This window comes from Pseudoalteromonas sp. P1-7a (genome assembly GCF_001401855.1).
GTDB lineage: Bacteria > Pseudomonadota > Gammaproteobacteria > Enterobacterales > Alteromonadaceae > Pseudoalteromonas.
This window is the reverse complement of record NZ_LKDU01000003.1, coordinates 123,022-148,957: the sequence shown is the minus strand read 5'-3', so window position 1 is coordinate 148,957 and position 25,936 is coordinate 123,022. Positions and strand designations below refer to the sequence as shown.

19 protein-coding genes, 1 tRNA gene and 1 pseudogene are annotated in these 25,936 nt (G+C 41.0%); 16 read left to right on the top strand and 5 right to left on the bottom strand.

Annotated elements, in window-relative coordinates; translation table 11 throughout:
• Position 1: 1 nt before the first annotated feature.
• Both cysE and AN389_RS04210 read left to right on the top strand, forming a co-directional pair.
• Positions 2-820 carry a serine O-acetyltransferase gene (gene cysE / locus AN389_RS04215; RefSeq protein ID WP_055015136.1) on the top strand — a complete coding sequence of 273 codons (819 nt, stop codon included), beginning with the start codon at positions 2-4 and terminating at the stop codon, positions 818-820.
• 40 nt (positions 821-860) lie between these two features.
• The gene (locus AN389_RS04210; RefSeq protein WP_055019313.1) at positions 861-1,541 is read left to right on the top strand and encodes a hypothetical protein; all 681 of its coding nucleotides are present in this window, start codon (positions 861-863) and stop codon (positions 1,539-1,541) included.
• A gap of 11 nt (positions 1,542-1,552) precedes the next feature.
• Here AN389_RS04210 and xseA read toward each other — a convergent pair whose 3' ends face one another.
• Positions 1,553-2,884: an exodeoxyribonuclease VII large subunit gene (gene xseA / locus AN389_RS04205; RefSeq protein WP_055019312.1), complete on the bottom strand. Its 1,332-nt coding sequence runs from the start codon at positions 2,882-2,884 to the stop codon at positions 1,553-1,555.
• Positions 2,885-3,030: 146 nt separating this feature from the next.
• Here xseA and guaB point away from each other — a divergent pair, with 146 nt between their 5' ends.
• Positions 3,031-4,500, top strand: a complete 1,470-nt coding sequence (gene guaB / locus AN389_RS04200; RefSeq protein WP_055015139.1) for an IMP dehydrogenase — start codon at positions 3,031-3,033, stop codon at positions 4,498-4,500.
• Between the two features lie 96 nt (positions 4,501-4,596).
• Entirely contained in the window at positions 4,597-6,174 is a 1,578-nt protein-coding gene (gene guaA, locus AN389_RS04195; RefSeq protein ID WP_055015140.1) for a glutamine-hydrolyzing GMP synthase, read from the top strand.
• A gap of 100 nt (positions 6,175-6,274) precedes the next feature.
• On the opposite strand, the gene AN389_RS04190 is transcribed toward guaA, so the two are convergent.
• A complete protein-coding gene (locus AN389_RS04190; RefSeq protein WP_055019311.1) occupies positions 6,275-7,858 on the bottom strand; it encodes a BCCT family transporter in 1,584 nt (527 codons plus the stop codon).
• 434 nt (positions 7,859-8,292) lie between these two features.
• Here AN389_RS04190 and AN389_RS04185 point away from each other — a divergent pair.
• From AN389_RS04185 to rimI, 3 genes are all read left to right on the top strand, one after another.
• A tRNA-Trp gene (locus tag AN389_RS04185) sits at positions 8,293-8,369 on the top strand.
• Between the two features lie 64 nt (positions 8,370-8,433).
• Positions 8,434-8,739, top strand: a complete 306-nt coding sequence (locus AN389_RS04180) for a hypothetical protein (protein ID WP_055015142.1) — start codon at positions 8,434-8,436, stop codon at positions 8,737-8,739.
• Complete coding sequence (gene rimI / locus AN389_RS04175) at positions 8,726-9,193, top strand: ribosomal protein S18-alanine N-acetyltransferase (protein ID WP_055015143.1); 468 nt, start codon at positions 8,726-8,728, stop codon at positions 9,191-9,193. The genes AN389_RS04180 and rimI overlap by 14 nt, the downstream gene beginning before the upstream one ends.
• A 3-nt stretch (positions 9,194-9,196) precedes the next feature.
• Here the strand turns inward: rimI and AN389_RS04170 are convergent, their stop codons facing one another.
• The gene (locus tag AN389_RS04170) at positions 9,197-11,869 is read right to left on the bottom strand and encodes an ATP-binding protein (RefSeq protein ID WP_055015144.1); all 2,673 of its coding nucleotides are present in this window, start codon (positions 11,867-11,869) and stop codon (positions 9,197-9,199) included.
• Positions 11,870-12,379: 510 nt separating this feature from the next.
• On the opposite strand from AN389_RS04170, the gene prfC reads away from it, so the two are divergent.
• The 4 genes from prfC (at position 12,380) to AN389_RS04150 (ending at position 17,788) form a co-directional block, all read left to right on the top strand.
• Complete coding sequence (gene prfC / locus AN389_RS04165) at positions 12,380-13,969, top strand: peptide chain release factor 3 (protein ID WP_055015145.1); 1,590 nt, start codon at positions 12,380-12,382, stop codon at positions 13,967-13,969.
• 62 nt (positions 13,970-14,031) lie between these two features.
• Positions 14,032-15,774 (top strand): arginine--tRNA ligase, encoded by a 1,743-nt coding sequence (gene argS / locus AN389_RS04160; RefSeq protein ID WP_055019310.1) that lies wholly within the window; start codon positions 14,032-14,034, stop codon positions 15,772-15,774.
• A 595-nt stretch (positions 15,775-16,369) separates the two neighbouring features.
• Positions 16,370-17,008: a pyridoxamine 5'-phosphate oxidase gene (gene pdxH, locus AN389_RS04155; protein WP_055015147.1), complete on the top strand. Its 639-nt coding sequence runs from the start codon at positions 16,370-16,372 to the stop codon at positions 17,006-17,008.
• Between the two features lie 12 nt (positions 17,009-17,020).
• Positions 17,021-17,788, top strand: coding sequence for a TatD family hydrolase (locus AN389_RS04150; protein WP_055019309.1), 768 nt, complete (start codon positions 17,021-17,023; stop codon positions 17,786-17,788).
• Here AN389_RS04150 and AN389_RS04145 read toward each other — a convergent pair.
• A complete protein-coding gene (locus AN389_RS04145; RefSeq protein WP_055019345.1) occupies positions 17,755-18,375 on the bottom strand; it encodes an AhpA/YtjB family protein in 621 nt (206 codons plus the stop codon). The two genes, AN389_RS04150 and AN389_RS04145, sit on opposite strands and share 34 nt — an antisense overlap.
• A gap of 151 nt (positions 18,376-18,526) precedes the next feature.
• On the opposite strand from AN389_RS04145, the gene serB reads away from it, so the two are divergent.
• Positions 18,527-19,543, top strand: coding sequence for a phosphoserine phosphatase SerB (serB, locus tag AN389_RS04140; RefSeq protein ID WP_055017342.1), 1,017 nt, complete (start codon positions 18,527-18,529; stop codon positions 19,541-19,543).
• A gap of 21 nt (positions 19,544-19,564) precedes the next feature.
• On the opposite strand, the gene AN389_RS04135 is transcribed toward serB, so the two are convergent.
• The gene (locus tag AN389_RS04135) at positions 19,565-22,042 is read right to left on the bottom strand and encodes a PilZ domain-containing protein (protein WP_055019308.1); all 2,478 of its coding nucleotides are present in this window, start codon (positions 22,040-22,042) and stop codon (positions 19,565-19,567) included.
• 357 nt (positions 22,043-22,399) lie between these two features.
• Here AN389_RS04135 and radA point away from each other — a divergent pair, with 357 nt between their 5' ends.
• The 4 genes and pseudogenes from radA to AN389_RS20640 all read left to right on the top strand — a co-directional run bounded on the left by radA (position 22,400) and on the right by AN389_RS20640 (position 25,837).
• Positions 22,400-23,785: a DNA repair protein RadA gene (gene radA / locus AN389_RS04130; RefSeq protein WP_055015152.1), complete on the top strand. Its 1,386-nt coding sequence runs from the start codon at positions 22,400-22,402 to the stop codon at positions 23,783-23,785.
• Between the two features lie 75 nt (positions 23,786-23,860).
• Entirely contained in the window at positions 23,861-24,793 is a 933-nt protein-coding gene (locus AN389_RS04125) for a hypothetical protein (RefSeq protein ID WP_055019307.1), read from the top strand.
• Positions 24,794-24,901: 108 nt separating this feature from the next.
• Positions 24,902-25,234, top strand: a pseudogene (locus AN389_RS20800) (hypothetical protein); the annotation flags it as partial.
• 51 nt (positions 25,235-25,285) lie between these two features.
• Complete coding sequence (locus tag AN389_RS20640; RefSeq protein WP_235575950.1) at positions 25,286-25,837, top strand: tetratricopeptide repeat protein; 552 nt, start codon at positions 25,286-25,288, stop codon at positions 25,835-25,837.
• Positions 25,838-25,936: the final 99 nt, after the last annotated feature.

Genomic DNA, 25,936 nt, shown 5'->3' with positions numbered 1-25,936 from the left:
TATGCGTCATGAAATTTGGCAACAGCTTCGTAGTGAAGCTAATGAAGTTGTAACTCGCGAACCACTTTTAGCAAGTCATGTGTATTCATGCATTTTAAATCATGAGTGTTTGGGTTCAGCGTTAAGCTTTATTGTTGCTAATAAATTGGCAGATGCTGTGGTATCGGCTTTTACAATACGTGAGTTGTTCGACCAAGCGTTTGTAAAATGCGACCGCATGCTTACCTATGTCGCCGAAGACATTAAAGCCGTTAAAGACAGAGACCCAGCAGCTGAAACCTACCTTACGGTTATTTTAAACTTAAAAGGGTTTCATGCTATTCAGGCGCATCGCTTGGCTAACTGTTTGTGGCAGCAAAACCGTAAAGAGCTTGCTCGTTTTATTCAAAGCCGTACCTCAGAAGTGTTTGGGGTTGATATTCACCCTGCGTGTCAGGTTGGTAAAGGGATAATGTTTGACCACGCCACCGGTATTGTTATTGGTGAAACCGCAGTGATTGAAGATAACGTATCAATACTGCAATCGGTCACGCTTGGCGGTACGGGTAACGAGCAGGGCGACCGCCATCCTAAAATTAGAGCCGGTGTGCTTATTGGCGCAGGTGCTAAAGTGCTGGGTAATATTGAAGTAGGCGAGGGCGCACGTATTGGCGCAGGTTCTGTGGTACTTACAGCGGTACCGCCACATACCACTGCGGTAGGCGTACCAGCTAAAATTATTGGCAGACCGGATTGCCCCTGTCCGGCGCAAAGTATGAATCAAAATTTTTTATCCACTCAAGAACCTGAAAACGAATCACACACCAGCGCTATGCTGTAATATTAACTTGTACAAATAAAAAATTTTAAAAGGAATTAAAATGAGCAAAAATAGCTTATTAACACTAGGGATAGGATTTATTGCGGGTGTAGGTTTAACGTGGAGCTACTTTAATTTGGTTTCAAGTGACGCAAACCCCGCTAAGTTACAACATGCAAATACAAAGCAGCAGGTCCCTGTTGTTCAGCCACCTAAAAGTAGTGACGCAACAACAAGACCTGTTGTGCCAGCTGCCCCTGAGCAAAGCCCTGCTTTAGTGCAAAAAGATAATCCGCCTAACCTAGGCCCACAACCGCTTAATGAGCTTCCTCTAGAAGAGCAAGTTGCTCAGCTTAAGCAGCAATTAGCAGCGCAAAAAACCTTGATGAAAAACGCGGCGCAACAATTGCGCGACCCCTCTGATGCACAAGCCGTTTTGCAAGCGCAATTTGATGAGCAAACACGCAACGAAGAGTGGGCCTATCAAACAGAAACAGCACTGCAAGATTTTTTACTTACCTCTGATTTAAGTGCTATCCCTGAGATTGTCAGCGCAGCGTGTAAAACCACAGTATGTAAATTTGAACTTGCCGCACCAACTGATAACGATTCGTTTGATCACACCCAATGGCGAGAGCTAAACGATAAGTTAATGAAGCAAGAGTTTTGGTTGCAATTTAAAAGAACAACCTCAACGTCAAGCGACACCGAACTCACTTTATTTATGGCCACAGAGCTTTAATCAAGAGGGCTTTACAACGCGGTCGATTTTATAGCGCCATCGACCAGCTCTGTGATTAGCACGTCACCTTTTTTAATGTGTGCAACCGATTTAACCACTTTGCCTTGTTGAGATTTGGTGATGCTGTAACCGCGCGCTAAAACATTAAGTGGGCTTACCGAGTCGAGCCTACTCGCTTGCAGCGCTAAGCTATTTTGCGCGTGTTGCAACTTGTGCTGCATTGCTTGCTCAAGTCGGGTTTGTATCTGCATAAGCTGATGACTGGCCTGCGATAACTTTTTATCAGGTGATTGACGCATTAAACGCGGGATCAAATTATTAAGCATGCGCTCTTGTTGGTATAGGCGATTACGCATGCCTTGTTGTAAGGCTATAGTTAGCTCATCTAATCGCTGCGCTTTTTGGTTTAGTTGATTGCGCGGATGACACAAATTAAGCCGATGCTGTAACTGTGTTGCTAGTGCGCGTTTATCGGCCATATTGTGTTTAAAGGCATTATTTAACCGGTTAATGAGCTCAACCACCTTATTATGTAGCTCTTGCGTGTTAGGGCTAACAAGTTCAGCCGCTGCAGAAGGCGTTGCTGCACGAACATCAGCGACGTAGTCGCTTATAGTTGTATCTATTTCGTGGCCTACTGCGCTCACTATAGGTAATTCACTTTGGTAAATAGCGCGGGCAAGCAGTTCATGGTTAAAGCACCATAAATCTTCTAGTGAGCCACCGCCTCGCCCTAAAATAAGTACGTCTACCTCATTGCGTGCATTGGCTAACTGTATTTGGTTAACTAAATGCACATGGGCTTCTTTGCCTTGCACCATGGCTGGGTAAATAATGACGTCTAATTGTGGTGCGCGGCGTTTAAGTACGGTTAATATATCTTTTATAGCAGCGCCCGTTGCTGAGGTTATAACACCTACACGGTTTATATTTTGCGGCAGTGGTTTTTTATAGGCCGAACTAAACAAGCCCTCTGCGGCTAAGCGCATTTTTAATGCATCAAATTCTTGCTTAAGCTGGCCTTCACCTGCAGGTTCCATATGTTCAACAATAAGCTGATAATCGCCGCGTGGTTCGTAAAGTGAAACTCGGGCTCTAACTGTTACTTGAGCGCCGTTTTCGGGGCGATAACTTTGACTGCGGTTATTGCCGCGCCACATAGCTGCTTTAATTTGTGCTTTTTCATCTTTTAACGAAAAGTACCAGTGCCCAGAAGCAGGGGTAATAAAGTTGGAAATTTCGCCGGTTAGAACAAGCGATGCAAAGCCCTGCTCAAGAACTGCACGAATCTCTTTGTTAAGGCGCGACACGGTGTATACCGTTTGCGAAGGCTTCGAAAACATATAAAACAACCTAAAACTATTATGAGGTAAGTTATGAGATAAGTTTATCATAAATATTTGCGAAATATTATTTACGAATGCGCGCAACGCTGTTAAAATTTGGCCGCAATTCCTTATCTTAGATCCACATGTGAGAAGTTGCCAAAATGCTTAGAATCGCTAAAGAAGCTCTTACCTTTGATGACGTACTTTTAGTACCTGGTCATTCTACTGTTTTGCCACACACGGCAAATATTTCAACTCGCTTAACGCGTGGTATCAAACTTAACTTGCCGCTTATTTCAGCATCTATGGATACTGTTACAGAAGCTCGTTTAGCTATTGCCCTCGCGCAGGAAGGTGGTCTTGGTTTTATCCATAAAAACATGACTATTGAAGAACAAGCGAGAAACGTACGTAAAGTTAAAACCTACGAAGCAGGTATTGTGTCATTTCCTGTTACTGTGTCTGCCGATTTAACCATTGCAGATGCAACGCTTCTTTCGCAAGAAAAAGGGTTCTCGGGTTTCCCGGTGACTGATAGCGAAAATAACCTGCTAGGCATTGTTACCGGTCGTGACATGCGTTTTGAAACTAAGCTTGAACAGCCTGTTTCTAGCGTTATGACTAAAAAAGACAAACTAGTAACAGTTAAAGAAGGCGCGTCGCGCGAAGAAATTTTGGGTTTAATGCACGAACACCGCATTGAAAAAATCTTAGTGGTTGATGATGCATTTAAGCTAAAAGGCATGATCACCGTAAAAGATTACCAAAAGGCGCAAGACAAACCCAATGCGTGTAAAGACGAGCTAGGGCGTTTACGTGTGGGCGCTGCTGTTGGTGTTGGTGCAGGTACTGATGAGCGAATTGCTGCATTAGTAGAGGCGGGTGTTGATGTTTTACTCATCGATACGTCACACGGCCACTCGCAAGGGGTTATTGACCGTGTTTCTCAAACTCGCGAAACGTACCCAGATTTACAAATTATTGCCGGTAACGTTGCCACTGCCGAAGGCGCTATTGCTCTTGCTGATGCCGGTGTTGATGCGGTTAAAGTAGGTATTGGCCCAGGTTCAATTTGTACTACGCGTATTGTTACAGGTTGTGGTGTACCACAAATTACGGCTATTTCTGATGCGGTAGATGGCTTACAAGGGCGTGACATTCCTGTCATTGCTGATGGCGGTATTCGTTTTTCTGGCGATATTGTTAAAGCATTGGTTGCGGGTGCATCGTGTGTAATGGTGGGCTCAATGCTTGCGGGTACTGAAGAAGCGCCAGGCGAAGTTGAACTTTACCAAGGCCGTTACTACAAATCGTACCGTGGTATGGGCTCGTTAGGTGCGATGGATCAAAAAGAAGGTTCGTCGGATCGTTACTTCCAAAAATCTAACCAAGCTGACAAATTAGTACCTGAAGGTATTGAAGGTCGCGTCGCTTATAAAGGCCCAATTGCAACGATTATTCATCAGCAAGTGGGTGGCCTTCGTAGCGCAATGGGATTAACGGGTTGTGCCACCATTGAAGAGCTAAATACAAAACCTCAGTTTGTACGTGTTACATCTGCAGGTATGGGTGAGTCGCACGTTCACGATGTGCAAATCACTAAAGAAGCGCCTAACTACCGCTTAGGTTAAACAACACGTTTAAATTACGGGGCTGGAATTACCAGCCCTCTTTTATAGCCACTAAGTAAATTAGTGGAATCTAGCATCTACTTTACGAGATCCTTCATGAGCAAAGATATTCACGATTCACGAATTCTAATTTTAGATTTTGGTTCGCAGTACACTCAATTAATCGCGCGTCGTATCCGCGAAATTGGTGTTTATTGTGAACTGTGGGCATGGGATGTGACCGAAGAGCAAATTCGCGAGTTTAATCCACAAGGTATTATTTTATCTGGTGGCCCTGAGTCAACCACACTAGAGAACAGCCCGCGTGCACCTGAATATGTGTTTAACGCTGGCGTGCCAGTACTGGGCATTTGTTACGGCATGCAAACCATGGCAGCTCAACTTGGCGGTAGTGTACATAGCTCTGATAAAAAAGAGTTTGGTTATGCACAGGTAGAAAAAGTGGGTAACTGTGCATTATTTGATGCAATTGAAGATCATATTACTGATGGCGGCAACGGCGTTTTAGATGTGTGGATGAGCCACGGCGACAAAGTAATGGAAGTGCCGGCAAGTTTTAGCACCACAGCTAAAACACCAACGTGTCCGCATGCAGCTATGTCTAATGAAGAAAAGCGTTTTTACGGTGTACAATTTCACCCAGAAGTAACGCACACACATCAAGGACAACGTTTATTAGAGCGTTTTGCAATTGATATTTGTGGCTGTGAAAAATTATGGACACCTGCCAAAATTATTGATGATGCCATTGAGCGTATCAAAGAAACCGTTGGCGATGACGAAGTGATATTAGGCTTATCAGGCGGTGTTGATTCATCTGTTGTGGCTATGCTTATTCACCGTGCCATTGGCGATAAGCTAACATGTGTATTTGTTGATAATGGTTTACTTCGTTTAAACGAAGGTCAGCAAGTGATGGATATGTTTGGCAATAAGTTTGGCTTAAATATTGTTAAAGTAGACGCTGAAGATCAATTTTTAGCTGACCTAGCTGGTAAATCAGACCCAGAAGAAAAACGCAAAGCCATAGGCCATACGTTTATCAATGTATTTGATGAGCAAGCTAAAAAGCTTAAAAATGCCAAATGGTTAGGCCAGGGTACTATTTACCCAGACGTCATTGAATCTGCAGCATCTGCTACAGGTAAAGCACACGTAATTAAATCTCACCACAATGTGGGCGGCTTACCTGATGACATGAAAATGGGCTTAGTTGAACCATTGCGTGAATTATTTAAAGATGAAGTACGTAAAATAGGCTTAGAACTTGGTTTACCGTACGACATGCTTTATCGCCACCCATTCCCAGGACCAGGTTTAGGTGTACGTGTACTAGGTGAAATTAAAAAAGAATACTGTGATTTACTACGCCGTGCTGATGCTATTTTCATTGAAGAGCTACACAAAGCCGAGCTTTACCATAAAGTAAGCCAAGCGTTTACTGTATTCTTACCTGTTAAGTCGGTAGGGGTTATGGGCGATGCGCGTAAATACGACTGGGTGGTATCACTGCGTTGTGTTGAAACGATTGACTTTATGACGGCACGTTGGTCACATTTACCGTATGAGTTTTTAGGTGTGGTTTCTAACCGTATCATTAACGAAATTGATGGTATTTCACGCGTTGTTTACGATATTTCTGGTAAACCACCTGCCACCATAGAGTGGGAATAATACCAAATAAGTAAGCTTAATTTACTGAGCTGATTATTGCACATTAAAAAGCCCGTTTAATAAACGGGCTTTTTTATGCACTAACTTTAAGGCTAAGCTTTTAAGTTTTAGGGGGTAACTCAGTTAGCATGCCTTTTACTAAACTCACGCTGCCAAGCAGTAAAATAAACGTAAAAGGTAAGGCGGCGATAATAGTAATGTATTGCAACGCTTGAATTGAGTCGGTGCCGCCAATCCACAGCATCAACATAGCAATAATACTGGCAATAACGGCCCATACTAACTTTTGCTTTATAGGCACTTCTAGTTTGCCGCCAGATGTAAGGCTATCTATTACAATAGAGCCGGAGTCGAGGGTGGTGACAAAAAAGATAATTATTAACGCCACAGCTAAAAGCGAAAGCAGCGTACCAAACGAATAAGCATCTAGCATATAAAACAAACTAAGCGTTACATCTGTAATGCCTTGATTCGCCCCTAGTACCCCAACTTTATTTATAATTTGATCAATTGCTACACCACCAAAAACCGACATCCACGCGGTAGTTACGAGAGTAGGAATAAGTAATACGTACACTAAAAACTCACGTATGGTACGCCCTTTTGAAATACGCGCTACAAACATACCAAAGCAAGGTGCGTATGCAACCCACCACGCCCAATAGAATACGGTCCAGCCATGTAGCCACTGCGTATCTTCTCGGCCTGTGCTGTAGCTTAGTGGCATGATATTTTTAATATAGCCGAGTACGGCCGTGTAGGCAGAATCAAGTACGGTGGTAAAGTTTAAAATAAACACTAACCCCAAAAACACGAAGGCGATGCCCATATTTATATTACTTAGGAGTTTTACGCCACCATTCATACCACGCACAATAGAGAGGATAGCCAAGCTCATAATTAATAAAATAATGCCTTGTTGTAATAATAAGGTGCTTTCAAAGCCCAGTACGTGGCTAATACCACTGGCGGCTTGTGCTCCGCCTAAACCTAACGAGGTCGCAAGACCAAAAAGGGTTACTAATACCGCCATTACATCGATAACATCACCTAACCTGCCCCAAACTCGGTCTCCTAAAAGCGGATAAAATACAGAGCGCATAGAAAGCGGTAAGCCTTTGTTATAAACAAAATAGGCTAAACATAAAGCGGTCATACCGTAAATTGCCCAAGCGTGCAGCCCCCAATGGAATACTGTAGCCCCTAAAGCCATTTCGCGGCCTTGTGTGCTAAAGGGTTCTGCATTGAGTGGGGTGCCAAACCAGTCGGTGTAAAATGCAGTCGGTTCTGCCACACCCCAAAAAATAAGGCCAATACCCATACCCGCAGCAAAGAGCATAGATACCCACGATAAGGTTGAATAGTCTGTCGTTGCTTTATCGCCGCCAAGGCGAATTTTACCCAGTGGTGAAGCGGCAATACCTACTGCAAACAGCAGTAATATATTGGCACCCCACATAAATACGTAGTCAAAATTAGTTAGTGCGGCATTTTTTATTGAGTTAATTGCCTCTTTTGCTTCGTTAGGTGATAGGGCAAGCAGGGTAATTATAAAAAGTAGAGATAGACCAATAGAAACAGAAAATACATTAGTATGAATATCCATGCCCCATTTGCTAACGTTGTCTTGCCCTACTTGGTAATCGGTTGAATCGATACTGTATTTTTTTGATTTAAACTTCATATAACACGGCATGAACTACTAGCAACGGCTAATAGTAAAGCTCCTCCATATTTGCATTGTTAATGATCCGCGTATGTAAGATACATGATGAAATATGCAATTAGGTGGTAAGGCGCGGATCCCCTAGGCGCTAAACTGTATCATAAATGCTGCTAATGTTATTGATTTGTTTATGCACTTAAATGCTGCATTAGGGCGGGAGGAGGCGCCATAAATAGTGAGGGCGGATGAAATACGTGATGCTCGGCACCAAATTATTACCGGTGAGAGTATTTACAGCATAACATCTAGGCTCTGCTGGGCTGGTAAAGTGTTTTTATAACGCTATTTAGCTTGCTAATTCAGCGTTTTGTATAATTTAAAGGCAGTTGAACTAAAAAGTTAATTTTTTACTTTACCTTTTCTAAAAGGTCTCTATAATTCGTCGACATTGCAGGGGCGTAGTTCCAATTGGTAGAACAGCGGTCTCCAAAACCGACGGTTGGGAGTTCGAATCTCTCCGCCCCTGCCATTTCTTCTTTACATCGTTTTTATTACTTCATATATTGTTCCCGTGTTTAATTTACTGAGTTGTTATGCATCCACGTTACGCAGCTATTTTTGGTATAGAAAACCTTGAACTAAATCGGCACTATCGCCAAAAAAATAGTGACTCTTCTTCAGACGTTTCGCAAAGCACCGCCGCTGAACGTTTAACGCTGAGTGAGCCGTTATTAAGTGATATACGGTTAAGCGCACCTCCTTTAATAATTAACCATGTTTTTAAAGGCGCTGGTATAGAGTTAACCGACGATAAGCTTACACTACCAACCTCACAGCTCAGTGCTTCTGATAAGCGCGCTCTATGGGCTTTAATGAGTACACACCTTGATAAACTTTAAGCCTGTAAACGAAAATGCCATAGCTCAATTAATGGCTATTGAAACCGCTTGCCACTCTCATCCTTGGTCTCTTAAAACAATGAGCTCTTGCATGGGCGGTCGTTACTTTAATTTAGCGGCGTTTGATGAAAACACCCTAGTAGGTTTTTATATTGGTGAAAAGGCAGGGCCTGACTTTACCCTTATGGATATATGTGTAACACCCAGTGAGCAAGGTAAAGGCATTGCAAGGCAGTTACTTAGCCAGTTTATTGAATATGGCGAGCAGGAAAATGCTGAAAACCTGTTTTTAGAAGTACGCGAATCAAACGCGCGTGCAATAAAGCTTTACGAACATGCTGGCTTTACGCAAATGTCGGTACGTAAAAATTATTACCCGAGCGATGATGTGACTAAAAATGGTTATGAGGACGCCATACTAATGGGTATGGCGCTTAACTTAGGCTTTTTGTAAGCTTTAAGCTGTTTCTTTACTTTTAGCGATAGTTTGCTCTATTGCATTGATTAAATTAATGATCAAAGTAGGGCGCTGTGTTTGATCGTTACTTAGTAAGTTCTCTTCTAATAAAGCAGCACTGTGGTAAATATCATCAAAATTGAAGCACCCCGCACTGCCTTTTAGGCTATGGGCTACGCTTCTAAGTGCTTCTGCATCGTTACTCGCCTTTAAGCTGTTTACCTTTTGCAGGTAACTTGGCAGGTTAGCCACGTAGTTGTCATTAATTTGCTGAAACTTTTCACTTTTTAGTAAGCTATCCCACTTATTTTGATTATCTTTTTCAAGATTTAAGTAGCTTACCAGTACGTTTTCAAGCGCGTCCTTATCGATTGGTTTTGCGAGTGCTTTATCGCAACCCGCTTCTATATAGGTGTCTATATCATGGTTCATTACATTGGCGGTAAGCGCAATTATAGGCCCATCGTAGGCGGCATGGCGTAGCATTTTAGTTGCTTCAAGGCCACCCATTACAGGCATTTGCATATCCATAATAATAAGCTGGTAGTCATTTACTAGCGCCATTTCTACCGCTTGAGCACCGTTATTAGCCATATCAGGCTCAAGCCCCCAGGTTTGTAATAAAAGCTTTATAAGAAGCTGGTTATCTGGATTATCTTCGGCCACCAATATATTGGCATCAAAACTAGAAGTAGCAAACGACAAGAAAGGGTCTTTTTCTGGAATAAGCTGTGCTTTCTCAGTTAAAAGCTCTAATGATTGTTTAGGCTCGTTAATATGGCAATCAACGGTAATAGCAAAGCGACTGCCTATACCAATTTCGCTTTTTAAAGTGACATCGCCACCTAATAACTGTGCTAAGTTTTTAGATATACACAAACCTAAGCCTGTGCCTCCAAAACGTCGCGTTGTGGTGGCATCAGCTTGTTCAAAAGGCTTAAATATACGCTCTATTTGGTGCTCAGACATACCAATACCTGTGTCTTTAACCACAAACTCAAGCTGTTGCTTACTTTGTAAGTAATGCACACAAATAGACACTTTACCTTGTTCGGTAAATTTAACGGCGTTACTGGCGATATTTATTAAGATTTGTTTTAAACGCGTCATATCACTATAAATAGTGCGTGGTAATGGCAGCTCGTAATGAATGCTGAACGCGAGCTGCTTTTCTCGTGCTAGCGGTTCAATAATTGATTCAATATCGTGAACTAGTTGGACTACATTGAGTGGCGCCTGCTCTACTGCAAGCTTTTCTGCTTCTATTTTAGATAAATCGAGTATGTTGTTTATTAGCTCTAATAAGTGTTTAGAGTTTCTTAAAATAGTGTTTAAATGCTGCTTATCGTTAACCACTTTATCGTTAATTAGTAACTGCTCGGTAAAGCCCATAATGGCAGTAAGTGGAGTGCGTATCTCATGGCTCATATTTGCTAAAAAGCGACTTTTAAGCTGGTTGGCTTGCTCAGCTTGAGCTATCGCAAGTTCAAGTTGGCTATTCATCGCTTCAAGCGCTTTAGTGCGGCTTTCTACTTTATCTTCTAGGTGGTGTTTATATTCTTCAAGCTGCTCTTGGTAGTGTCTAATTTGGTTGATCATGTGGTTAAAATCGTTAAACAATACCCCAACTTCATCATTGGTATGAGCCGGTAAATTTACCGATAAATCACCATCACCAACACGATGGCTAGCCGCCCCTAAAAGCTCAATGGGGTTAAGTAGTAAGTTGCGAACAACCACAAAAATAAGAATAGGCAGGGTGATCACCGAAATAATCACAATTAAGCCTGTAATTAAGCTAATAGCCTTACCCGATTGATAAAGCACGCCCTTTGGAATGGTTGATACAAAATAATAACCGCCACTCATTTGTACGGCAAAAATCATTCTTTCTATTTTGTCTATGCTAGAAAGCTCAATAGTCGAAAGGGTGCCTACATCAGCTAAATTATGCACTTGTTCAAGCTCGTGCTCGGTAATGTATTGTCCGCGTAAACTGTAGTCTGAGCTAAATAAAATTTGCCCATCGTTTGTAAGCAATAAATTTAGCGTATTGTTGTAAGGCGCTTCTAAAATACTGGTGTTTAATATAGAAGGTTCGACTTGTAATACTATAAAGCCAAGTTGTTGTGGCCGCTTTAAATAGTAATCTACACTTTGAACGCGTTGTACAAAAAATAAATTTGTGGTGCCGTCGCTGTTTTGCACCATAAATTGTTGCTGGCGCAAATTACTTTGCAGTACTTGCTTAAAAAATGGGTATGACTGCGGTGCAGTTGTTAGGTTGTTAGAGTAATACGCGTCACTTTTACCACTGGCCGACACTAAATTAATACTAATTATATCTGGGTAGGCTTCGCTATAACTGGCAAAAACATCCATTAGTGCCCCTAAACGGCGAGTATAGCTGCCATCAGCGTGAATGTCGTTTGATAAAAAATCACTTAAAACCGGTGAGGTTGACAGTAGTTTTGCTGTGGAATGAAACGAGTCTATGTAGTTAAAAACCTTTTGTTGCTGTTGCTCAACAAAGCGGCTCATTATAAGGTCGGCTTGTTTTTGGGTCGAATTGGTTACATTAGTTAGGGTAAAGCCACCTAAAAATAGCAAAGGTAATATCACCAAAGGAGTTATATACCATAATAATCGAATGCTTAACTTACTGGTTTTCATGACCAAACTACTTATCCTCCGTGCAATCTATCAATGATATGCGTTACAGGTTTAATTCTCAAGAAGCTAAGGTCGATTAGCGTTAATTTAGAGTAAAAATATAATGTTTTAATACATGGGTCGTTAATAAGTTATTGCTAAGGAGGCTTTTATATTCTTGGCACTTTAAGTTTATCTGTTAAGTTTTAAAAAATTACCCTATGTATTGTGCTTTAAGTGAAAACATCATTGTTAAAATTTAATGTATCTACCGATTAAATTACAGTTAGATGGCCCCCTAAAATAGTGATTAGACAAAGCCAAGATATTTTTAAGTTAGATAGCACACTTTTATACCGACTCCTGTTACAATTGCCACTATTAAAAAATTAGCTATATGGCGTTAATTGTTGTCAATTTATTCACACTAAATTGCTCAAAGCCCAGTTAATAACGATCAACTTAACGGGTTGCCTTGCATACACTCAATGTTATGCATGTAACTTGGCATCAAACTAAAAGAACTTATTAATGGCAGACCAGAATATTATCAACGAAATTAGCAAGCGAAGGACTTTTGCAATTATATCGCACCCGGATGCTGGTAAAACCACCATCACCGAAAAAGTACTTTTGTTCGGACAAGCGATTCAAAAAGCCGGTACTGTAAAAGGCCGTGGCTCTAATCAGCATGCAAAGTCTGACTGGATGGAAATGGAAAAGGAGCGTGGTATATCAGTTACTACCTCTGTCATGCAGTTTCCATATAACAATGCGCTAGTTAATTTACTTGATACTCCTGGACACGAAGACTTCTCAGAAGATACTTACCGTACTTTAACTGCGGTAGATTCGTGTTTAATGGTTATTGATGCCGCAAAAGGTGTAGAAGAACGTACCCGTAAACTTATGGAAGTTACGCGCTTGCGTACTACCCCAATCGTTACCTTTATGAATAAGTGTGACCGTGATATTCGTGACCCAATGGAGCTACTTGATGAAGTAGAAACAGAGCTAAACATTGCCTGTGCGCCTATTACGTGGCCAATTGGTTGTGGTAAAGAGTTTAAAGGTGTTTATCACATTCATAACGACGAGGCAGTTTTATACAAAACAGGCCAAGGTCATACGATTCAAGAAGTACGCACTGTAAAAGGCCTTGATAACCCAGAGCTTGATACCGCCATTGGTGAAGAGCTTGCCGAGCAATTACGTGAAGAACTAGAACTGGTAATTGGCGCCTCTAACGAGTTTGACCTTGAGCTGTTTTTAGCGGGTGAGCTTTCGCCTGTTTACTTTGGTACAGCCCTTGGTAACTTTGGTGTAGACCATGTACTTGATGGTTTAACACAGTGGGCACCAACACCATTGCCGCGTGAAACAGAAGACCGCCAAGTTGTTGCAACTGAAGAAAACTTTACCGGCTTTGTATTTAAAATTCAGGCTAACATGGACCCTAAACACCGTGACCGTATAGCCTTTATGCGTATTGTATCGGGTAAATACAGCCAAGGCATGAAAATGAACCATGTGCGTATTGGTAAACAAATAAGTATTTCCGATGCGGTAACCTTTATGGCGGGCGATCGTGAGCGCGCAGCAGATGCATTCGCAGGCGACATTATTGGTTTGCATAACCACGGCACTATTCAGATTGGCGATACTTTTACGCAAGGCGAAAAGCTTAAATTTAGTGGCATTCCTAACTTTGCCCCTGAATTGTTCCGCCGTATTCGATTAAAAGATCCGCTTAAGCAAAAGCAGCTACTAAAGGGCTTAGTACAGTTATCTGAAGAAGGTGCAGTACAAGTATTTAGACCGCTTATTAATAACGATTTGATTGTAGGCGCAGTAGGTGTGCTGCAGTTTGATGTTGTTGTTGCGCGTTTAAAAGCAGAATACAACGTAGATGCTATTTACGAAGGTGTTAACGTAAATACTGCGCGCTGGGTACATTGTGACGACGTTAAAAAGTTTGAAGAGTTTAAGCGTAAGTGCGAAAGCAACTTAGCGCTTGATGGTGGCGATAACTTAACTTACATAGCACCAAGTCGCGTAAACCTAAATTTATCGGTAGAGCGTTACCCAGACGTAACCTTTAGCCACACGCGCGAAAATTAGAACTGACTGACTAAAGTTAACTGAAAGCCTGCTATGGCGGGCTTACATAGGTAAATAATATAATGAACATTCGTACTATTTTAGTAGAAAAAGCCATTGCCGCCATGACCGCTGCAGGCCTACCAGAAGATACCAATCCAGCAGTTACACAAAGCACACGCCCGCAATTTGGTGATTACCAAATTAATGGTGCAATGGGTGCCGCTAAAAAAATGAAAAGCAACCCACGCGAGCTTGCGCAAAAAATTATTGATAATTTAGATGTAAATGATATTGCTGAAAAAACAGAAATTGCCGGCCCAGGTTTTATTAACATCCACTTAAAGCCTGAGTTTTTAGCAAACAGTGTAAAAGCAGCAAACAGCGATGCAAAACTGGCTGTGAATGAGCACACTAACCCACAAACTGTGGTAGTAGATTACTCATCACCAAACCTTGCAAAAGAAATGCACGTAGGCCATTTACGTTCAACCATTATTGGTGATGCGATTGTACGTGCCCTTGAGTTTAGAGGCGATAAAGTTATTCGCCAAAACCATATGGGCGATTGGGGCACACAGTTTGGTATGCTAATTGCGCATTTAGAAGATCAAATTAGCCAAGGCGTAGACTTAGAGTCGGTAGCGCTTGCTGATTTAGAAACGTTTTACCGCGACGCTAAAAAACGTTTTGACGATGAAGAAGGCTTTGCCGATAAAGCCCGTGATTACGTGGTTAAACTACAAGGCGGCGATGCGCACTGTGAAAAGCTATGGAAGTTATTTATAGCAACCTCAGTTAAGCACTCTGAAGAAGTATATAAACGTCTAAATGTAACGCTTACTCAAGACGATATTATGGCTGAAAGTGCATACAACAGCGAACTTAACGATATTATTAGCCTTTTAAAAGATAAAAATATTGCTGTAGAGTCGCAAGGCGCACAAGTGGTGTTTTTAGATGAGCTTGCCAACAAAGATGGTGAGCCATCAGCGTTTATCGTGCAGAAATCTGGCGGTGGCTTTTTATATGCAACCACCGATTTAGCCGCATGTAATTACCGCTCAAACACTTTAGGCGCTGAACGTATTTTAATATTTGTTGATGCGCGTCAAAGCCTTCACTTTAATCAAGTGGAGCTTACAGCACGAAAAGCAGGCCTTTTACGTGATGAGACAAGCTATGAGTTTTGCCCGTTTGGCACCATGATGGGCGCCGATGGTAAACCATTTAAAACTCGCACCGGTGGCACTGTTAAACTTGCCGACTTACTTGAAGAGTCAATTAGCCGTGCAGCAACAAAACTTGCTGAGCGTGAGTCTGATTTGTCAGAACATGAGCGCAGCGAAATTGCGCGTAAAGTCGGTATTGGCGCGGTTAAGTACGCTGACCTTTCTAAGCACCGTACCAGCGATTACATATTCAACTGGGACACCATGTTAAGCTTTGAAGGCGCCACAGCACCTTACTTACAATATGCTTATACGCGAGTGCGCAGTATTTTCCGTAAATCAGGTGTAGATGCTGCCTCGTTAAATGCTGATGTAGCTATAGCTGAGCCGCAAGAAAAAGCGCTAGCGCTTAAACTGCTACAGCTTGAAGAAGTCCTTGATTTAATGATCTCTGAGGCTACTCCCCACGTATTATGTAGCTACTTATACGAGCTAGCTAGCTTATACATGACATTCTACGAAGCCTGCCCAGTACTAAAAGAAGGCGTAGAGCCAAGCGTACGTGACAGCCGTTTAGTGCTGTGTAATTTAGTGGCAGATACGCTAAAAACAGGATTGGATCTGTTAGGCATTGAAGTCATGGAGCAAATGTAATCACCTTCTGCTTCGTGTAGTTCGCTTTGACTGCGTTGTCGTGCTTTTTTAGCCTAAGTCACATACTAATTGTATGCTCCTTGGCATAAAAAAGCACTTCGCCTTGTCAGCACTCCTACACTTGCCGACATAACTTGGCACAGAGTTCTACCCTAATCACATACAAACCGTATGCTCATAGGGATAAGTCGGGTTGGATGCCTTGTCTTAGGCTAAACTACTTAGGTGAACGTCTGCTTCGTGTAGTTCGCTTTAGCTGCGTTGGTAAAACTATTTAGCCTAAGTCACATACAAACCGTATGCTCCTTGGCATAAATAGTTTTACCGCCTTGCTAGCACTCCTACACTTGCAGATGATTTTAGGCTTTACTTGACGAACTTTTGTAAGTTAATCAATTTTGTAGCTGATAGCTGATAGCTGATAGCTGATAGCTGATAGCTGATAGCTGATAGCATCGTAGGTTGGGTTTAGTGAAACGAAACCCAACACTAAACTAACATTAAACAAAACATTTTTATTTTTGCTCTTATAACGATTAACAGCCTGACCTTAACTTACCCACATACGCTTTAATAAACAGAGAAGGATTTGTTTATGAAACTCGAAGATATCCGCCGTGAATACCTGCAAGACGCGCTAAGCGAAGATAACTTGCAAGATGATCCATTCAAACAATTTGAAACGTGGCTTGAGCATGCTGTTGGCAGTAATATTCCAGACCCAACGGCGATGGTTGTAGCAACAGTTGATGAAACTGGGCAACCTTCACAGCGTATTGTACTGTTAAAGCATTTAGATGATAACGGGTTTGTATTTTTTACTAATACCGGCTCTCGTAAAGCACAAGAGCTAAAAGGTAATAATAAAATATCGCTGCATTTTCCATGGCACCATATGGAGCGCCAAGTGATTGTATACGGCGAGGCAAAACCATTACCAACATCAGCGGTGGCAAAATATTTTTTATCTCGCCCTAAAGAAAGTCAATTAGCCGCATGGGCATCAGCGCAAAGCCGTCCGGTGTCCTCGCGAAAAGCGCTAATGGAAACCTTTGCCAATATGAAGAGTAAATTTGCTAACGGCGAAATTCCACTGCCAGATTTTTGGGGCGGATATTGCGTAGTGCCTTCTAAAATTGAGTTTTGGCAAGGTGGCGCGCATCGATTGCACGACCGTTTTATATATCAGCGTCAAGCCGATAATAGCTGGCAAATAACACGTTTAAACCCTTAATCGGTTTACGCTGTGAAGTTTATAGACTCGCATTGCCATCTTGATTTTAGCGAATTTGATACAAATCGCGAATCACTCATAAAAGAGTGTATTGCTAAAGGTGTTGAGCGTTTTGTTGTGCCAGGTATCAGCTTGGCGCAATCAAAGCAACTAATTGAATTTAAAGATAAATACTCACAAGTACATATTGCCGCAGGCCTTCACCCTTACTTTTTAGGTGATCATAAAGATGCTCACTTAGTGCAGCTATTCGACTTTGCAAAGGTGAACAATAATCAACTGGTAGCAATAGGTGAGTGTGGGCTTGATAGAAGTATTGAAGACCTTGAAAAGCAAACAAGATTGTTTGAGCAGCAAATAACGATTGCTAACGAACTGAACCTACCGCTTATTGTGCACCACAGGCAAAGCCATGACTTAATTGCGCAATCGTTTAAACGTTGTAAGCCAAAATGTGGTGGGGTGATACATGCGTTTTCGGGATCACTCCAGCAAGCCCAGTATTATATCAAACAGGGCTTTAAATTAGGGGTAGGTGGGGTTATTACCTATGAACGGGCTGCTAAAACCCGTAATGTCATTGCTCAAATTGAGCCACAACATTTAGTGCTCGAAACCGACTCGCCTTCAATGCCACTTAGCGGTCATCAAGGTGAAATTAATACGCCATTACACATTCCAAATGTGTTCAATGTATTATGTAGTTTAAAGCAAAGTAGCGATAAAGAGGCGCTTGCGAAGCAGCTTTATGACTCTTGCTCTGAGGTTTTTTGCATATAGCGGTTTACCTGCCAACGTTTTAGTCCACGCCCTAACTGCCACGTAAAAATACACGCAATAACTAGCATTAACAAAACTTGCCTGCCTAAATCATGAAAATGATTGTGACTGTCTGATATCGCAGCACGTGTTAAATAGGTAATAGAGACAAAGCCAAGAGGCTTATCTATGTCGCTTACAACAGGCTCAACAAACGGGGTTTTTAGTTTACTTATTCCAGGGGTCGACTCTGGTAATTGGCCAAATACATGATGTGACTGCCAATGATCGCTGCTTGCTATAAGCACGCCTTGCTGATCGTATATTGTGGCTGAAAGTACAAAATCGTCTTTACTTATATCGTTGCATAGCGCAGTAAGTTGTGGCTTATTTTTAGCAAGTAATGGCTCTTTAGCATTCAGTGCCATAAATCGGGCTAAGCTTTTGGCAGTGTTATCGGCACTATTATAAAGCAGTTGGTGGCTTTCAAAGCTGCTGTTAACACCTACAAAACTCAGTAATACAAAACAGCCCGCAGCCAATAATAAACGAATAATTCGCTTTCTTTGTGATGCAGATAAAGGGCTTTTTATATGGTTATTTTTCATAGTCACCGTATATGCTACTGACAGCATTTTGATTTGATGTTACAACTACAGTAACTATAACCTTAAATCTACCTCAATGGCGAATTTAGCGTTATGAATCCTCTAAAAGATACGCAAAATTAAAAAAACAAATAACAAACACGGAGACCCCATGTCGCAAACGAACATGGCACAGCCAGCTGCTGAGCAAGCATTACACACTTTAACGCTAAACACATGGTTTAATTATAATGATGGGCAGTTTACTACTGCTCAAACACAACCAGATAAAACCGTTGGGTTATTTAGTATTGCGTTTGCAGGCGATTTTGAACTAAAGCACGTAACTAGCATTATCGAATTTTTAAAAAAGCACGAACTCAATGTAACGGCTGTATGTCACTATCAACCCGACTTAGGGTTAGCCCCAGCTTTGTGTTTTTATAGCCCAGAGTCAGAGCAAAAAATTAATCCGCTTGTGCTAGGGGAGTTTGCAAATTCGCTTGATTGTCAGCTAGTGCAAGTTGCCACACCGCCAAACTTATATGAACCAGGCTTATTGGTTATGGATATGGACTCCACCGCCATCACCATAGAATGCATTGATGAAATTGCGCGTTTAGCAGATGTATATGACGATGTGGCTTCTGTAACCGCACTTGCAATGGCTGGCAAGTTAGATTTTAGCGAAAGTTTAAATCAACGTGTAGCAAAGTTAGCTGGCATAGAGCAAAGCTTAATAGATGAGTTAAAAAATACTTTACCATTAATGCCAGGTATTAAAGCCTTATGCCAAATATTAAAGCAGCATAATTGGTATCTTGCTATCGCATCAGGCGGGTTTGTACCCTTTGCAGAGCGTGTGCAACAGCTTATTAATTTAGATGAAGTACATGCTAATGTGCTTGAGTTTGCAAACGACAAGCTCACAGGTAAGGTCTCTGGTACTATAGTTGATGCGCAGCAAAAAGCGGTTGTTTTAGAAACACTGCAACAAAAGTTGGGCTTAGCAAATACGCAAACGGTAGCCATTGGCGATGGTGCAAACGATTTGTTAATGATGGAAAAAGCAGGGTTAGGCGTTGCCGTACATGGTAAACCAAAAGTGGTGGAGCAAGCTCAAGCAGCTATATGTAAGGGGTCGTTATTACAGTTACTGTACATGCTGGCAATTCCTTTACATAAATAACCACAGCATAAGTTAAACCGCTTAACGTAAGCGGTTTAACCACAACAGTTTTCTTCGGCCCATTTGGGCTACTTGCTTTTGATCTAATTGTAAATGGCTAAGGGCTTCGTCGGTTATATCTACAATATCACCCACGCCAGATACTGCCCATAGCGCTTCTTCTATATCCTTTGCTTTGTGCATTGCATATTGGCTTACATACTTTAGCTCATTTGATAGATAGTCTGTATCTGGGCGCCCAGTACGCGATAAATATAAGCGCATTACAAATACCAGTTCAGATTTAACGCCTGCACTAATTTGCTCGCTAAAGCTTGAATAGTTTTCACCTAGTACGCATTGGCTTGTGACAGCCTTTTCAATAGTCTCTTGCTTAGGGTCAAAATTAATCACGAGAGTAAACGGTAAAGGCGGGTCTTGTCGGCTACGATCTTTGATGCTTGGGGTGATCACATCAATAATTTGTTGTTGCGTTAAAATATGGCTCAGATCAGTTTTGTTATTTAATAAGCCAAAATTTTGTAAAATAACGTGGATAGGGCTGGCATATAAACCAAAACCTATGGCACCTGGAATAAAGTGGTTTGCTTCTTTATGTAAATAAAGCGGGAATTGGCACACACTTTTGGTCACCATATTTCTCAGTGCAGTAGAAAGGCCTTCTATTTTCGGGGCTTCTTCAGATACTTTTAGTTTATCTTTATTACTTTCAATTAATTGGGTAAAAAAGTTAACACCTGCATGTGGTAAGTCAGCCACTCTGTTCGCTTTTAAATTAATGGTTGTTAATGACTTACTAATCGCCATTACTTCGTATTTAAGCTCACTTAAGTTATGTTTTTTAGTTATTTTTTGTAAATCGGGGAAAGATAGTAAAACAATATCACCCTTTTTAAAGCTAACCGGTACGGATGACTCTAATTGCAAACCCATCACCGAAAAATCCCGAGAATGGGCCTGGTACTGCTTATCCTCAAAGGTAACTAAAGCGGGTGTTTTATATAAGTAGCGTTTATGAGAGCGCAAATTTACATACTCTAACGCAACAATATCTAAATAAGGTGGTTTGTTATGCTTAGCATGGCCAAAATGCTTAAGTTGGTTCACTATCGCCTTATCAAACGGTAATTTTTTATAATTTGCTTGTTCTTCGCTATTGCCAATGGCAGTTAAAACCGCAATGTATTTCACATCTTTTATAAGGCCTGACACACGTGGCGATGGCGGTTTATTTAGCTTTTCTATATTTTTACCCGCCGAGTTTGGTAGCGATAACGGAATAAACGAATCATCAGGGTGGCTTGGCATAACTTGTAGCTTAAAACATTGCCAACTATCTTTTTGACTGCCGAATCCTAAAAATAGATTTTTTAATTTAGGGTTGTTATTAAGCTCTGTACGCGTGGCTGAGTAGTAATAGATTTTTCCCGCAGACACATGTGTAAATGTATATAGATACTCTTCTTTTACGGCGGTTACTTGGCTAAGCATTTGACTAATGCGTTGGTTATTCAAAACGCTATATAAGCAGGGCACTTTTCTTTCATCAGTAAAATAGCGCTGAATAAAAATGTTATTTTCAGTTGTCAGGCTCAAGCTTGGGACTATATGGTCGCCTTTTTTACTTAAAAATACGTATAAAGAGGTAACACGGGGGATATAATATTGCTCATAACCTTTGGAAACAACTGCATCAAGGGTGTTATCTAAATTCACTTTATAGCGGCGTTTATTGCCATGAATAAAGCTTTCTAAAAACTCATCAAACTTTTCATTGTTTTCTATATAAGTGCGCTTTAAACGAATGTGGTTATATTCGCGTGATATGTTATCAACTGCCACGACTTCATATTGAATACCGTTTTTAAGGCCTAACTCAAAATCTTGTTCAAGCCCAACCAGGCGCATGGCAATGAGTTGCCCTTTTTTAATAACTTGCCGAGTAGAAAGTTTAATTTTACAGCCACTTAAAGAAATGTCTGACGTGCTAGCGGCAATATTTTTATGATCATTGTACTCAATTTTAACTTTAATTGAGTAGTTCATCCGCTCTTCAGAGCGACTTTCGTATGAGGCAAATTTTATTACGCTGGTAGTTAGGGTATCGTTTTCGGCTTGCGCATCACTTTGCTCTTGCGCTTGCTTTTGCAGTACGCGATGGTTGTTTTCGGTATTCATTACTGCTTCGTATACTGCTAACGTATAGCCGCCGTGTTGCTTAAGGGCTGCTTCAAAAACCTCTATGGCAGTATCATCCATAAAATGTTGTTTGCCATTATGCTCATATGGGCGCACTTGCCCAGTAACTAAGCCCCGTAGGTCTACAAAGCGGGCTACTGGCTGAGATAGGCGCGACATTTCCATTTTCATCAAAAATTGCTCAGGCTTTGTTAAACCGGCCGTTTTAGATTTGAAAATTTGGTCGAACTTCGCGTTACCTAAATAGGTTTTTAACTCATTTACGAGACTTTCGTGTTTGAGCAGTATGTCTTCAGCCATTTATAAATCGTCACCGTCTAATTGAAAAGTAGGTATACTGTAAAGTCCATTTATTTGAAAATTCAATAAACGTAACATCGCACCACAGTGTTGATATAGGTACGGTTTTTCGTGTAAGTACAGTTTAACTCTTGTTATTATGTGTTAAATGCCAAATTATTGGCAAGTTACTTCAAAGCATATAAAAGCAATAAGTATGCCCTAAATTAGGGCAAAATAAAAAGTAGTATGTATTTGTATTTAAAGTAGAAACAAACTACGTGTGACGAATGCTACACTGCAAGCACATTGCTTCAATGGTAATATCTATTCTTAATAGTAAACGCTCAAATTAAACAATAGTAGGTAAGGTTATAAATGGCTAAAGCGGCAAAAGTAGAATTTGTTTGTACAGAATGTGGTATGAACTATCAACGTTGGCAAGGTCAGTGTCGCTGTGGTGCATGGAACACGTTGGCAGAATTTAAACCCTCAGCAGGACAAAGTAAAAAAGCGGCTGCGCGCGCAACGGTAGGTGGCTATGCCGGTGGTGTTGGCGGCGGCTCTAAAAAAATTGACGATGTAGCCACCACAGAAGCCGAAAAGCAACTAACCGAAATAGGTGAACTTGACCGTGTACTAAGCGGCGGGGTAACCACAGGCTCGGTTAATATTATTTCGGGCGACCCTGGTGCGGGTAAAACAACGCTATTATCTGACTTAGTAGCCAGAATGTCGCAGCGTATGCCATCGCTTTATTGTACAGCTGAGGAGTCGCTGTCGCAGTTTAAAAACCGTGTAAACAGACTAAAGCTTAATTACAACGCCGATGAGCTTTATTTACTTTCCGAAACCAGCGTAGAAACCATTATTGAAGAGCTTGATAAAAATAAAATTAAGTTTGCTGTCATCGACTCTATTCAAGCGGTTGTAACCGATACCGCCAACGGCAGCCCAGGTTCGCCTTCGCAAGTAAAAAGTGCCGCACAAGCGCTTACCCAGTATTGTAAGCAAAACGATGTCACCATGTTTATTATTGCCCATGTAAATAAAAACAACGAAATTGCAGGGCCGCAAACATTAGTGCATATAGTGGATGCTTTATTGCATATTGACACGAATGATGGACAAGTACGTACGCTAAGAGCTAATAAAAACCGTTTTGGTGATATTGATACCGTAGGCATTTTTAAAATGTGCGAGCGCGGCATGCTGAGCGTTGATAACCCAAGCGAGATTTTTTTATCAGGATCAAGTACTGAATCACCAGGCTCTACTATTACGTGTATCCGAAAAGGTAACCGGAACTTATTGCTCGAAATACAATGTTTAACCACCGAAACCGAAGCTGAATTCCCACAGCGAGTATGTGTAGGTTTAAACATGAACCGAATAAAAATGCTTACTGGTATTTTACGTAAACACACCAAAACCAAAATATTCCACGATACGTTTTTTAATATTGTGGGCGGCTTACGAATTGATGAAACCGAAACCTGTATTGATTTAGCGTTAGTGACTGCGCTTTTAAGTAGCTTAAACGAATTTGTAGTACCGCGTACAACCTGCATTATGGGTGAACTTAGCTTAAACGGCGACGTACGCCCAATCGACAGTGGTGTACCGCGAGTTAAAGAAGCGGCGCAGCATGGTTTTACCGAAATATTTATTCCATTTCGTAATTACCATAAATCGATGGAAGGCTTAGGCGCTAAAATTACGCCTGTAAAAACAGTGCATGAGCTTCTTAGTTTGATTAATTAACGCTTACAGGGATTGCCATGCAATGTTACTCTTGAGCTAATATAACTTATACAAAGAACAGAATAAGGAAATAACATGAAAAAACTCGTAATAGCCATAGCCATTGTTGCAGCAGGTGTGGGTGGCATTAGCTACGCAAACTATGTAGCAACTCAAGAAGTACGTACCGAAGTAGACAAGCAGCTAGCTTTAGTAAGCGATCAAACTGGTGCAACGTTTAAATATGCGGGTTTATCGGCAAGTGTTATTTCTAAAAGTGTTGAAATTACTAACATGGAAGTAATAAGCCCTGAAGGTGAAAACGTAGCGCATATTCAAAGTATTGAAGTAACCGGTTACGAAACCGATAAAATATCGCCACATACATCGTTTACAGTAAAAAGCTTCCAGTTCGATAAAGACTTTGTAGCAAAACTACCTGCTGATACAAACGAAATGCTTGCTTCAGCAAGTTACGACTTAAGCTCATCGCTCGATTACGATGAACAATCTGGCGACAGCGACGTAGTTTTAAAGCTCGATGCAAAAGATATTGTTAGTTTTAATATGGATGTAGGCCTTGCCAATGCTAAAGCATTAATGGACGCATCCCTTGCTATAAGCAAAGCGCAGCAAGAAGCAGGGGACACGCCACTTACTTACGAGCAAGAGTTACAACAGCAAACCTTAGTGATGCAAGCTATGAGCAAGCTTGAGCCTCGTAATATTAATTTAGTACTTAATAACCAAGGCAAATTAAAAGAGCTATTTGTGAGTGAGCTTGAAAAGCAAGGTATGACGCTTGAGCAAATGCAAATGACGCTACAGCAACAATTGCAACAAGCTCCTGTAACTGAAGAAATTGCACAATCGCTTACTGACTTTGCCAAAGGCCTAAACTCTTTAAGCATATCGGCAAAATTGCCTGAAGGTAAAACCATGATGGAAGTAAACCAGCAAATAATGATGTTAGCTGGCCAGCCAGAAGAGCTAGTTAAATTCGTTAATTTAGAAGTTAAAGGCGAATAAAGTCGTTTTAGCTTTGTAGTTGCCTATATGGTTGGCTGCAAACACTGAAGTTGTTAGAGCGTGAGTATATCTCACGCTTTTTTGTGCAATATAATAATCTGTTTTTAAATGCTTTTGCATTGGTTGAGCTGCTTGTTTTTCAGTCTCTGTTTGGCTAGTGTATTAGTTATACATACGGAAATGGACCTAATTATGCGCTTATTTTTAATTCTTACCCAAGTAATAACCTTATCGCTTTCGCCAACCATATCAGCAAAAACTAATTTTGAGCACAATATCAAGGTGGAGTCATGCTCTTCAGAAAAATGTAAGGAAGAGTTTAAAAAGCTAAAGCAATACTCACGTCAACAGATCCCACTTGCTCAAGAGATGTTGGGCACTTTTTATTATAATGGTTATGGTGTAGAGCAAGATTTAAAAAAAGCAAGAAGGTACTTTTATGAAGCCGCTCGTTGGGGGCTGCCTAATAGCCAGTTTAAACTTGGCATAATGATGATTGAAGGCCAAGGTGGTGAAGTTAATAAAAGCCTTGGCTTTACAAACTTACGACATGCCGCTAAAAAGTTACCTAAAGCAAATTATTATATTGCAGCATATACGCTAGCTAATAACCCGACAAAAGATGATGCTTTAGAAGCAAAAGAAAAGCTAGAACTGGCAGCAAATAAGGGCTATGTGAGGGCTAATTTTTTACTAGCTAAAGTGTATGAATCAGCAATTTTAGGTCAATCCAATAAAGAAAAAGCAGTTAAGCATTATAAAAAGGCGGCTATAAAAGACCCAAGGGCAAAACTAAAGCTTGCCGCTTTAGGCATTGATTTACCAAGAGAGCCTGAAAATAAAGATATTGAGCGAATAACCGTTGTTAGAGAAAAGCAAACAATGGGTAATTTTATAACTAATATAAAAAATATGCCTAGTATGCGAACCGCCGTATCGAGTCGTATTAAAGGAGGTAAATGCGAGGATAGCATCAGCTGTGAAAGTATAAGTGGTTATGAAAATTTGAAACTGTTTAAGCAAGGCGCTACTCAAGGTTTATAATGGGCACCTAGGTAAATACGTTGAAATGAGAGCCTAAAGTTAAGTTAGCTTTAAAATAAAAACACCGTATTTATTTTAAACACGGTGTTTATTTATTTT

Coding starts and splice junctions, on each gene's coding strand:
- cysE (WP_055015136.1), top strand. CDS start 2: ATGCGTCATGAAATTTGGCAACAGCTTCGTAGTGAAGCTAATGAAGTT.
- AN389_RS04210 (WP_055019313.1), top strand. CDS start 861: ATGAGCAAAAATAGCTTATTAACACTAGGGATAGGATTTATTGCGGGT.
- xseA (WP_055019312.1), bottom strand. CDS start 2,884: ATGTTTTCGAAGCCTTCGCAAACGGTATACACCGTGTCGCGCCTTAAC.
- guaB (WP_055015139.1), top strand. CDS start 3,031: ATGCTTAGAATCGCTAAAGAAGCTCTTACCTTTGATGACGTACTTTTA.
- guaA (WP_055015140.1), top strand. CDS start 4,597: ATGAGCAAAGATATTCACGATTCACGAATTCTAATTTTAGATTTTGGT.
- AN389_RS04190 (WP_055019311.1), bottom strand. CDS start 7,858: ATGAAGTTTAAATCAAAAAAATACAGTATCGATTCAACCGATTACCAA.
- AN389_RS04180 (WP_055015142.1), top strand. CDS start 8,434: ATGCATCCACGTTACGCAGCTATTTTTGGTATAGAAAACCTTGAACTA.
- AN389_RS04170 (WP_055015144.1), bottom strand. CDS start 11,869: ATGAAAACCAGTAAGTTAAGCATTCGATTATTATGGTATATAACTCCT.
- prfC (WP_055015145.1), top strand. CDS start 12,380: ATGGCAGACCAGAATATTATCAACGAAATTAGCAAGCGAAGGACTTTT.
- argS (WP_055019310.1), top strand. CDS start 14,032: ATGAACATTCGTACTATTTTAGTAGAAAAAGCCATTGCCGCCATGACC.
- pdxH (WP_055015147.1), top strand. CDS start 16,370: ATGAAACTCGAAGATATCCGCCGTGAATACCTGCAAGACGCGCTAAGC.
- AN389_RS04145 (WP_055019345.1), bottom strand. CDS start 18,375: ATGAAAAATAACCATATAAAAAGCCCTTTATCTGCATCACAAAGAAAG.
- serB (WP_055017342.1), top strand. CDS start 18,527: ATGTCGCAAACGAACATGGCACAGCCAGCTGCTGAGCAAGCATTACAC.
- AN389_RS04135 (WP_055019308.1), bottom strand. CDS start 22,042: ATGGCTGAAGACATACTGCTCAAACACGAAAGTCTCGTAAATGAGTTA.
- radA (WP_055015152.1), top strand. CDS start 22,400: ATGGCTAAAGCGGCAAAAGTAGAATTTGTTTGTACAGAATGTGGTATG.
- AN389_RS04125 (WP_055019307.1), top strand. CDS start 23,861: ATGAAAAAACTCGTAATAGCCATAGCCATTGTTGCAGCAGGTGTGGGT.
- AN389_RS20640 (WP_235575950.1), top strand. CDS start 25,286: ATGATTGAAGGCCAAGGTGGTGAAGTTAATAAAAGCCTTGGCTTTACA.